Source organism: Sporosarcina gallistercoris (assembly GCF_050459885.1).
Lineage (GTDB): Bacteria > Bacillota > Bacilli > Bacillales_A > Planococcaceae > Sporosarcina > Sporosarcina gallistercoris_A.
Genome location: NZ_JBCMNO010000026.1, coordinates 71428 through 81839, shown reverse-complemented (window position 1 = coordinate 81839; position 10412 = coordinate 71428). Strand labels below are relative to the sequence as shown.

Below are 10412 nucleotides of genomic sequence, written 5' to 3'. Positions count from 1 at the left end.
CTTTGGGCATTTGGAAGAACTAGAACGAAGTTCAATAATAAGAAAAATCACATCATCTGTCTGTTTGAAATACAAAAGTTGATCTTTTTCTATGAACGGAAGTGTTAAGTTCGTTAGCAATTCCATAGGGAGCCACCCTTTCGTTTTTTTCTAAAACTATACCCAGAAAATAACGAAATAAAGCCTCCCCAAACCACCGTAAGAACCATAAAACTCAATTTGCGCTCATAACTTGTCAGCAGCTAGTCGTATCCGTGAAAGTCCCCGTAACTTCCCTGTTCCGCAGAAAAAAACAGGCAGCTCTCGATGGGCCGCCTGCGTTTTTGGTTAGATGAGTCCTTTTCCATTGCGTTGGTTTTTCATATCGCCGTTTAGTTTTTCGAAGAATTCGACGTTCGATTTGGATTGCCGCAGTTTTTTCAGGAAACGTTCGGCGAAGTCTGGAGCATCTGAGAATGTTTTTCGGATAGCCCATAGTTTTTCAAGTTGATCCGCCGGGACGAGGAGTTCTTCTTTCCGGGTTCCAGAGCGACGGATGTCGATGGCCGGGAAGATTCGGCGTTCCGCAAGTGTTCGATCCAGATGCAGCTCCATGTTGCCGGTTCCTTTGAATTCCTCGTAGATGACTTCATCCATGCGTGAACCAGTGTCGATGAGAGCTGTCGCGAGAATGGTCAAGCTACCGCCTTCTTCCAAGTTTCGCGCAGCTCCGAAGAATCGTTTCGGACGGTGGAATGCCGCAGGATCAATACCTCCGGATAACGTACGTCCGCTCGGCGGAATAATCAGGTTATAGGCACGAGCAAGACGTGTGATGGAGTCCATAAGAATGACGACATCGCGTTTATGTTCAACGAGCCGCATTGCCCGTTCCAATACTAACTCCGCCACTTTCACATGATTTTCAGGAACTTCATCGAATGTGGAACTGACGACATCCGCATCCACGGAACGCTCGATGTCTGTCACTTCTTCGGGACGTTCATCAATGAGTAAGACGATCAGTTCTGTGTCAGGGTGATTTGTTGTGATTGCATTTGCAATTTCTTTCAGTAACATCGTTTTACCCGCTTTTGGCGGTGCAACGATCAAACCGCGCTGTCCGAAACCGACTGGTGATACCAAGTCCATGATTCGTGTCGATAGATTACTGGACTCCGTTTCCAACTTAATGTGACGTGTCGGATAGAGCGGCGTCAACGCTGGGAAGTGGACGCGTTCACGCGCGACTTCAGGATTTTGTCCATTCACCGCTTCGACTTGCAGGAGACCGTAATACCGTTCGTTCTCTTTTGGAGGTCGAACTTTCCCTGTCACCTTGTCCCCGTTACGTAAGTCGAATCGTCGGATTTGAGATGCAGAAATGTAGATATCTTCAGAACTTGATGAGTAATTGATCGGCCGTAAGAAGCCATACCCTTCCGATTGAATGATTTCAAGGACACCTTCCATGAAGAAGAACCCTTCTTGTTCAGCGCGTGATTTCAGTATGGAAAAAATGAGTTCTTTTTTCGTCAGTTTGCTGTAATAGCTAATTTTATATTCCTTGGCAAGTGCATAGAGCTCTTTGAGCGTCATGTTTTCCAAGTCAGCTAGCGTTATCATTGTCATTATTGGCACCACTCTTTTAAAGTTTAGGGTAAGTATTTTTTGGGGGTGCAGCGGTCAGCTGCCGAGGTACAAAAGAATTGCCCGGCTTGATGTGCCGGGCAGTCTGAGGTCTTTCAGTCTTTCATCACAAGATGAGGTTTTTTGTCCATGCTATGGCGTCCTTCTACGAAGCGGATTGTGCCTGACTTCGATCGCATAACGAGTGAATGCGTCTTAGAGTGGCCACCTGTGAATTGTACACCGCGAAGGAGTTCACCATCTGTTACACCTGTTGCTGCAAAGATTGCGTCGTCCCCTTTCACGAGGTCGTCCATGTAAAGGACTTTGTCCACATCGATGCCCATTTTCACGCAGCGTTCACGTTCTGCGTCATTCATCGGAATGAGCTTCCCTTGGATTTCTCCACCAAGACATTTCAAACCGACTGCCGAGATAACCCCTTCAGGAGCACCGCCGAGACCGAAAAGGATGTCAACGCCGGTTCCTTCGAATGCCGTGTTGATGGCACCCGCTACGTCCCCGTCATTGATCAACTTAATACGCGCACCTGCAGCACGTACTTCCTCGATAATCGCTGCATGGCGTTCACGATTTAGAATCGTTGCAGTCACTTCGTTCAATTTCTTGTTTTTCGCTTTTGCAACAGCATTCAAGTTGTCTGTGACTGACGCATTGATGTCAATTTTACCGACACACTCGGGGCCCACTGCAATTTTGTCCATATACATATCAGGAGCATTCAGGAGATTTCCCTTGTCCGCGATAGCGATGACCGCGAGTGCATTCCAGCCGCCCGAGGCTACGATGTTTGTCCCTTCAAGCGGATCGACTGCAACATCTACGAAAGGTCCTTGGCCGGTTCCGAGTTCTTCTCCAATGTATAACATCGGAGCCTCGTCCATCTCCCCTTCACCAATTACCACGACGCCTTGCATCGGAATTGTGTCAAATACCGTACGCATCGCTGTTGTTGCTGCGTCATCCGCTTCGTTTTTCAAACCTCGTCCCATCCAGTGCGATGCGGCAACTGCCGCCGCCTCTGTCACACGTACAAGTTCCATCGATAAACTGCGTTCCATCTCTAGAATTCCTCCCGTTTTCTGCTAGTTGCAGATTGTGTACCTGTCTCAATCGTTCGCTCTATTATAGCACACGTTTGATTGAGCACTAAACTGTTTTATGAATTGCTCTTTACCTCATCTTCATCAGGAACTTCCACTTTGTCAATCATAGCACCGAGTCCCCGCAGTTTTTCGATCAATCCGCCATAGCCGCGTTCAATATGGGAGATTCCTTGGATTTCGGTTTCCCCTTCAGCAATCAGACCCGCAATCACTAGCGATGCGCCTGCGCGCAAGTCGCTCGCTTTCACTTTTGCCGCATGGAGCGGTGTCGGTCCGTGAATGATCGCAGAGCGTCCTTCGACTTTGCTGCTTGCATTCATTCTGCGAAGTTCGTCAATTTGTTTGAACCTCGCGGAATAGATGGTATCTGTAAGCATCGATGCCCCTTCCGCTTGAGTGGAAAGCACACAGAACGGCTGTTGCAAGTCAGTTGGGAATCCAGGATAAACCAGCGTTTTCACATCAACCGCTTTGAGTGCCTCTGTTTTCGGAATGAAGATCTTTTCTTCATCTTCCTCCACGACAACACCCATTTCACGGAGTTTTGCTGTTACCGCTTCTACGTGAAGTGGAATGACATTTTCGATGGTAACGCCATCTCCTGCCGTTGCTGCCATAATCATGAACGTTCCGGCTTCAATCCGGTCCGGAATGATTGTGTGGCGTGTTCCGCTTAAGCTTTCGACACCTTCGATACGGATCACATTGGTGCCCGCACCCTTTATATTTGCCCCCATATTGGATAGCAATGTCGCCACATCAATGATTTCCGGCTCTTTCGCCGCATTTTCAATGACGGTTTTCCCTTTCGCGAGAACAGCAGCGAGCATGATGTTGATGGTCGCGCCAACACTGACAATATCGAGGTAGATTTTCGCGCCTTTCAATTCGTCAGCGCGCAAGTAGATCGCGCCATGTTCATTTGTGACTTTGGCTCCGAGTGCTTCAAAACCTTTAATGTGCTGATCAATCGGCCGTGGTCCTAAGTGGCAGCCTCCAGGCAGACCGATGACCGCTTTTTTGAACTTCCCGAGCATTGCGCCCATTAAATAATACGAAGCACGTAATTTTTTCACATTACCATTCGGTAGTGGCATGGATATCATATCGGAAGGATCAATCGTCATCGTCCCATCTTGGAAGGCTACTTTGCCTCCGATATCTTCGAGTAAGCTCTGTAACGTATGGACATCGGAAATCTCGGGCAGCCCTTCTATCGTGACTGGGGAGTCCGCTAAAATCGACGCAGGAATGAGTGCAACCGCACTATTTTTCGCTCCGCTGACTTTAATGTTTCCCTTTAAAGGGGTGCCGCCTTGTATTTTATATACTTCCATTTCAATCTCCTTTACACAATCACTTGTTGTCGCGGGCTTCCCAATCCTTCAAGAATTGTTCAATCCCTTTATCTGTCAGTGGATGGCTGAACAGCTGCTGCAATACTTTGAATGGAACTGTTGAGATATGGGCACCTGCAAGTGCACCATTTGTAATTTGTTGTGGGCTGCGGATTGACGCTGCAATAATTTCCGTGTCGATGTTATGGATTGTAAAGATATCGGCGATCGTTTCGATCAACGCCAAGCCATCTTGTCCGATATCATCCAGTCTGCCGATGAAGGGAGACACATATGTAGCTCCAGCACGCGCTGCCATCAGTGCTTGGTTTGCACTGAAGATCAGTGTCACGTTCGTCTTGATGCCTTCTGCCGAAAATACTGAACACGCTTTTAGGCCTTCAGGAGTCATTGGCAACTTCACAGTAATATTCGGGGCAATCGCCGCAAGTTCACGACCTTCTTTGATCATACCTTCCGCATCGAGTGCAATGACTTCAGCACTTACGGAGCCGGGAACGAGTGCCGTGATCTCTTTCAAACGATCGTGGAATGAAATATTCTCTTTCGCAACGAGTGAAGGGTTTGTTGTGACACCCGACAAAATCCCCCAGCTGTGTGCTTCTTTAATCTCTTCAAAATTTGCTGTATCTATGAAAAACTTCATAATCGTGTTCCTCCTTCAAATTAAAAGGAGGAGATTCATCCGTTTCCGGTATGTCTCCCCCTATAGATTCTGTCCAGTCGTTCACGCAAAAAAGCCCAGTGAGTTACGCTTTTTGGGAGCTGCCGAATTCTTTCATTTTCCCTACAACCGTTGCTTGAATCGCTTCACGCATCGGCGCGAGGAATTTACGTGGATCGTAAACTTCCTGATCCGCAGCTAGTACTTCACGCACTTTCATCGTTCCTTGAATCTGGTTTTCTGTATTGACGTTGATTTTTGATGTTCCCAGTGAAATGGCACGTTGGATATCTTTTGTAGGAATCCCAGTACCACCATGTAAAACTAGTGGCAGATCCGATTGCTTCGAGATTTCTTCCATTTCCTTGAATCCAAGATTCGGCTCACCTTTGTAGGGTCCGTGAACGGATCCTAGTGCAGGAGCGAGGCAGTCAATATTCGTTTCATCCACAAGACGTTTACACTCTGCAGGATCTGCGTACATGACGCCTTCAGCAATGGTATCGTCTTCCTGGCCGCCAACTAGTCCGAGTTCCGCCTCAACGGAAACATTTTTTGCATGTGCATATTCTACAACTTGTTTCGTAATCGCTATATTTTCTTCGATAGGTTTTGCAGAAGCGTCGATCATGACCGATGTGAATCCAGCATCAATCGCTTCCTTACACTTTTCAAGACTCGATCCATGATCTAAGTGAATCGCAACCGGTACTGTGATTTTGTAATCGTGCATAAGACCTTTAACCATATGAACGACCGTTGTGAAACCACCCATGTAACGTGCGGCGCCTTCAGATACACCTAGGATAACTGGGGAGTTTTCACTTTGAGCTGCTTGTAAGATCGCTTGCGTATACTCCAAGTTGTTCAAGTTGAATTGCCCGATTGCATATCCTTCGCGCTTACCTTTAATCATCATTTCTTTCATTGATACGAGTGCCATGTGTAGTTCCTCCTTCGAATATGAAAATGGACTGTGTTGGATTTATATTTAGATGTATTCCAATCCCATCATATCAAAAAAATCGTTCCACTTCCACTTAGGGGAACAGGCACTATCGTTCTCGTAACAACTTATTGATGGTCTGTCGCACTTCATGGATATCAAAGGGCTTTGTGAAGTAGTGGTCTGCACGATGCTCTGCTTCAGGATCGGCGGACTCGATTTCGTCGTATGCGGTCATCATGACCACTGGTCTATCCGGTCTATCACTTTTCACCTGACGAAGCACTTCAGCCCCATCCATTCCTGGCATTTTCATGTCTAATAGGATACAGTCGGGGTCGTCATTCTCCACGCGAAGTAACGCCTCTTTACCATTTGAGGCGAGGACGGTTTCATACCCTTCTTTTTTAAAAACTTCATCAAGCAACAGGCGTATACCAGCCTGGTCGTCCACAATCAACAACTTCTTCAAACTGCCCACTCCTTTTAAATATGATCCATATTATAGTCCGAATACAATAAGTTTGAATATTAATAGTAATTAGACAAAATAGCTTTAATTCCTGCTTTTATCGCGAAATGATTTCACATTCACTATACTACTAGTTATGGAGGTGGAGTTATGAAAATGTTAACGACACAAATTTCTGGTCTCTTGCAGCGGATTGCAACGAACCATGAAGAGGCAATTGAAGATACTGCACGACTTCTGGCACAGGCGGCAGTTGGGGACGGCCGCGTTGTGGTGGCTGGACTAAATGAACTAAATGGTGTGGTGATCAATGCACTGGAAGGGGCTGAGTCTTTTGCGAATGCGACCCCGTATTCAACGGATATCGAATTAGGTTCCATGGATCGCGTTTGGCTCTTCACTCGAAGTTGCAGGAGTGCAGAGGCACTTGAAATCGCGAAAGTTTTGATGAAACAAGGTGTCGCTTTTGCAGTTGTGGCGTCAGAGAAAGCATCCGAAGAGAATGAGCTTTCGGAGCTTGCCGATGTCTACATTGCAACAGGGATTTCCAAGGGATTGCTTCCTAACGATGAGGGTGTACGCGTTGTGGAACCTCACTTGCTTGCGTCGTTGTTCATTTACGAAGCAGTGAAGCTATCTTACGATGAAATGTTGTTGGATTTGTGATTGGTTGGAGTTGATAGGCGCGGGAACGGGCGGGTTTGGGCGTGGAACGAGCGGGGTTGACCGCGGAATGAGCGGGTTCGGGCGGGAAACGAGCGGGTTCGACCGCGGAATGAGCGGGTTCGACCGCGGAATGAGCGGGTTCGACCGCGGAACGAGCGGGTTCGACCGCGAAACGAGCGGGTTCGCCCCCGGAACGAGCGGGTTCACCCCCGGAACGAGCGGGTTCACCCCCGGAACGAGCGGGTTCACCCCCGGAACGAGCGGGTTTACCCCTGAAACGAGCGGGTTCTACCGCGGAACGAGCGGGTTCGACCGCGGAATGAGTGGGTTCTACCCCGGAAACGGGCGGATCCAGCCGAGCATGAGCGGATTTTCCACTTGCCATCTGATTCAACGAAAAACGCCCTATTCTGCATCCTGCAGAATAGGGCGTTTTGAATTTTTTAGTTTTGGTGTGCGAGTGCTGCTTCCACGAAGCTTTTGATAAGCGGCTGTGGACGTGTTGGACGTGATTCGAATTCGGGGTGGAACTGGCATCCCATGTAGAATGGATGACTCGGCACTTCGATAATCTCTACGAGGCGCTCATCCGGGCTGATTCCCGAAATCACCATACCGGCTTCTTCAAACTTCTTTTGGTACGCCGTGTTGAATTCATAACGATGACGATGGCGCTCTTCGACTAGATCTTTTCCGTAGGCTTCATGTGCTTTAGTACCTTTTTTCACTTCACATGGATAGCTGCCTAGACGCAAAGTGCTTTCGTCTTCACGGCCATTGCGGTAGTCCGGGTGCACCAAGAAGATTGGATCGTTCGTGTGTGCATCGAATTCAACGGAGTGGGCACGTCCAAGCCCCATCACATTTCGCGCATATTCAACTGCTGCGAGTTGCATACCGAGACCTGTACCAAGGAATGGAAGATCGTTTTTGCGTGCATAGGCAATCGCATGGACCATGCCATCCACGCCGCGCTCTCCGAACCCTGCTGGAACGAGCAAGCCGTCGACATCCGCTAGCAATTCAGCCACGTTATCCGCAGTGATCTCTTCCGAATTGATCCATTTGATGTCAATATCTGCATCGAATGCATATCCTGCGTGGTACATCGCTTCCACGAGTGAAATATACGCATCCTGCAATTCCACGTATTTCCCAACTAGGGCAACACGAACCGTTTTCGATAGGTTTTTCACGAGATTCACGAGCTTTTTCACTTCGTCCATTTCAGGTTGTTTGGCATCTAAACCGAGGAACTCAACAACAAGGTCGTCCATCTTTTGTTCGTGCAAACGCAGTGGAACTTCGTATAGTGTTTCTGCATCTCTCGCTTCAATGACTTCTTCCGGCTTAATGTTACAGAACAATGAAATCTTATCTTTCATTTCTTGTGGAACTGGATATTCACTTCGCAACACGATCATGTTTGGCTGGATACCAAGACTGCGAAGTTCCTTCACACTGTGCTGTGTAGGTTTTGTTTTCAGCTCGCCTGCCGCTTTCAAGTACGGAACGAGCGTATTGTGGATGTACATGACATCATTTTTGCCTAAGTCCGTCTTCATTTGGCGGATTGCTTCAAGGTATGGCAAAGATTCAAAGTCACCGACACTGCCGCCGATTTCTGTGATGACAACGTCTGCGTGCATTTCTTGTCCTGCGCGCTTGATGAGTGTCTTGATTTCGTTCGTTATGTGCGGAATGACTTGGACAGTTGCCCCATTATACTCGCCATTACGCTCTTTCTGAAGAACCAATGAGTACACTTTACCCATCGTGATATTGGAATAGCGATTCAAATCGATGTCGATGAAGCGCTCATAGTGTCCGATATCAAGGTCTGTTTCTGCGCCGTCTTGTGTGACGAACACTTCACCGTGCTGAAGCGGACTCATCATTGTCGGGTCGATGTTGATATATGGATCGAACTTTTGCATCGTCACTTGTAAGCCGCGATTTTTAAGAAGTCTACCTAGAGATGCTGCATTTATGCCTTTTCCGAGTGAGGAAACGACACCGCCTGTAATGAATATATATTTCGTCATGAATGATTCCTCCAATGTTTGTAATGGTCGGGAAAAGCTGATTTTCAACCGGCGAAATAACGAAAAAACGCCCCTGCTGCAGTATTCTCTGCAGAAGGAGCGCTTAAACATCCGTTCGTTTGTCCTTTAAAAAGGAGCCCAATTAGATTGTATAGCGGAGGACTTTTAAAGTCAAGAAAAGATTATAATTCTTCCTCTTCCTCTTCTTCGTCGTCCTCTTCTTCCTCATCTTCTTCATCTAGATCGATATCTTCATCGGGAATGATTTCGAGTCCTTCTGCAGGATCTTCGACTTCATCTTCATCAGGATCCACTTCATCCTCGTCATCATCCTCGTCTTTTTCGTCGCCGAGTTCTTCGTAGTCTTCTTCGAAGATTTCATCCACGTCCAAATCATCCAGATCATCCAACTCGTCGTCGTCATCGTCCGAAGCTTTTTTCTTTTTCTTACGAGTTTTAACGACTGGTGCTGTTTCCTCTTCGATCTGATCGACCGGGTACCACTCACGAAGTGCCCATCCGCCGTCATTCATCGCCATAAAGCGACCGTCGATATTGAGGTCTGTGTAAAATTGGGGAAGGCGTTCTTCCATTTCTTTTTTGCTGATGCCTTTAAGACTACGGATTTCATCCATTAGTTTCTGAAATGTAATAGCTTCCCGACGATCTTCAAAAATTGCGAAGGTGATGTCGATCATTGATTCCTCTTGTAGTTGTTCTTTTGTCATGTTTTTATAATCCATGAGGCGCACGCCCTTTCTGAAGCTTCTTTCATGTATACGACTGGTGCTTTGTTACTGTATCTTTCTATTCTTGCGGAACCGCTTGAATTCTTTCCAGCTAATCACGAGTAAGTAGACGGCCGCGAGCAGGAAGGGAATTGCACCGAATCCTTCTCCATAGAGGAGATAGATCAGTACGATTAGTATGATTATAATAACAAGATGAAGTGCCATCTTCAACTTCCGCACCCCTTTTCGGCCATTCCTTATAGTATACTCGGGTTTTGGGTTTAAAATCCACTGAAATTCATTTTGTTTGTGAATAAATTGGGTTCGGCTAATTTGACTGTGTTGATCTTCACTTCAGACGTGCGCTTTCCGGGGGCTCGATTTCAGCCAATCGAACAACGAAGAGTTCGATTTGCCGTATTTCTGCGTTCTTTTCAGAAATTAAGCCAGCGGTACTCCTTGCACGGTCTTCACTCTTCGCTGATCCCCAGGAGTGGTTTTAGCATTGGCTCACAGGATATGAGTCCTGCGACCGTTGCCGCAGGACTCGGCGTACTTAGGTTGCCTTTCGTTACGATCAACGGATATTCTAGATATATAGGATATTCTTTGGAAGTTTCGAGGATAGAGGGAGCTATTTTAAACTCTTGATAAACATAGAAACCACATATAGCATGCAGCTTTTCACGTTTCGCGGGCTGATTGTGGAAGGCATCGCCAATTCCAATTGAACAGCTTACACACGCGAAAGCACCAAAGAGAGCGAGGGGGAATCCCTGCGCTCTTTTTTGGTAC

At 47.1% G+C, this 10412-nt stretch carries 11 protein-coding genes; 2 read left to right on the top strand and 9 right to left on the bottom strand.

The genetic code is table 11. The features are described from left to right. Nucleotides 1-327: 327 nt before the first annotated feature. From rho to ABE021_RS14700, 6 genes are all read right to left on the bottom strand, one after another. Nucleotides 328-1611 carry a transcription termination factor Rho gene (gene rho, locus ABE021_RS14725; protein WP_430289694.1) on the bottom strand — a complete coding sequence of 428 codons (1284 nt, stop codon included), beginning with the start codon at nucleotides 1609-1611 and terminating at the stop codon, nucleotides 328-330. Nucleotides 1612-1724: 113 nt separating this feature from the next. Continuing rightward, on the bottom strand, nucleotides 1725-2690 hold the full coding sequence (glpX, locus tag ABE021_RS14720) for a class II fructose-bisphosphatase (RefSeq protein ID WP_430289693.1): 966 nt from the start codon (nucleotides 2688-2690) through the stop codon (nucleotides 1725-1727). A 98-nt stretch (nucleotides 2691-2788) separates the two neighbouring features. Further along, nucleotides 2789-4072, bottom strand: a complete 1284-nt coding sequence (locus ABE021_RS14715; RefSeq protein ID WP_430289692.1) for a UDP-N-acetylglucosamine 1-carboxyvinyltransferase — start codon at nucleotides 4070-4072, stop codon at nucleotides 2789-2791. A 19-nt stretch (nucleotides 4073-4091) separates the two neighbouring features. Continuing rightward, complete coding sequence (gene fsa / locus ABE021_RS14710; protein WP_430289691.1) at nucleotides 4092-4739, bottom strand: fructose-6-phosphate aldolase; 648 nt, start codon at nucleotides 4737-4739, stop codon at nucleotides 4092-4094. A 103-nt stretch (nucleotides 4740-4842) separates the two neighbouring features. Next, nucleotides 4843-5700 (bottom strand): class II fructose-bisphosphate aldolase, encoded by an 858-nt coding sequence (locus tag ABE021_RS14705; protein ID WP_430289689.1) that lies wholly within the window; start codon nucleotides 5698-5700, stop codon nucleotides 4843-4845. Nucleotides 5701-5812: 112 nt separating this feature from the next. Then, the gene (locus ABE021_RS14700) at nucleotides 5813-6175 is read right to left on the bottom strand and encodes a response regulator (RefSeq protein ID WP_430289688.1); all 363 of its coding nucleotides are present in this window, start codon (nucleotides 6173-6175) and stop codon (nucleotides 5813-5815) included. 150 nt (nucleotides 6176-6325) lie between these two features. On the opposite strand from ABE021_RS14700, the gene ABE021_RS14695 reads away from it, so the two are divergent. Together ABE021_RS14695 and ABE021_RS14690 are read left to right on the top strand one after the other, a co-directional pair. Next, the gene (locus ABE021_RS14695) at nucleotides 6326-6841 is read left to right on the top strand and encodes a DUF2529 family protein (protein ID WP_430289687.1); all 516 of its coding nucleotides are present in this window, start codon (nucleotides 6326-6328) and stop codon (nucleotides 6839-6841) included. Then, entirely contained in the window at nucleotides 6819-7325 is a 507-nt protein-coding gene (locus tag ABE021_RS14690) for a hypothetical protein (protein ID WP_430289702.1), read from the top strand. Before ABE021_RS14695 ends, ABE021_RS14690 begins: the two co-directional genes overlap by 23 nt. Here ABE021_RS14690 and ABE021_RS14685 read toward each other — a convergent pair. The 3 genes from ABE021_RS14685 to ABE021_RS14675 form a co-directional block, all read right to left on the bottom strand. Beyond that, on the bottom strand, nucleotides 7285-8886 hold the full coding sequence (locus tag ABE021_RS14685; RefSeq protein ID WP_430289685.1) for a CTP synthase: 1602 nt from the start codon (nucleotides 8884-8886) through the stop codon (nucleotides 7285-7287). The two genes, ABE021_RS14690 and ABE021_RS14685, sit on opposite strands and share 41 nt — an antisense overlap. 182 nt (nucleotides 8887-9068) lie before the next feature. Continuing rightward, nucleotides 9069-9629, bottom strand: a complete 561-nt coding sequence (rpoE, locus tag ABE021_RS14680) for a DNA-directed RNA polymerase subunit delta (protein WP_430289684.1) — start codon at nucleotides 9627-9629, stop codon at nucleotides 9069-9071. 51 nt (nucleotides 9630-9680) lie between these two features. Continuing rightward, a complete protein-coding gene (locus ABE021_RS14675) occupies nucleotides 9681-9848 on the bottom strand; it encodes a hypothetical protein (protein WP_430289681.1) in 168 nt (55 codons plus the stop codon). Nucleotides 9849-10412 lie beyond the last annotated feature (564 nt).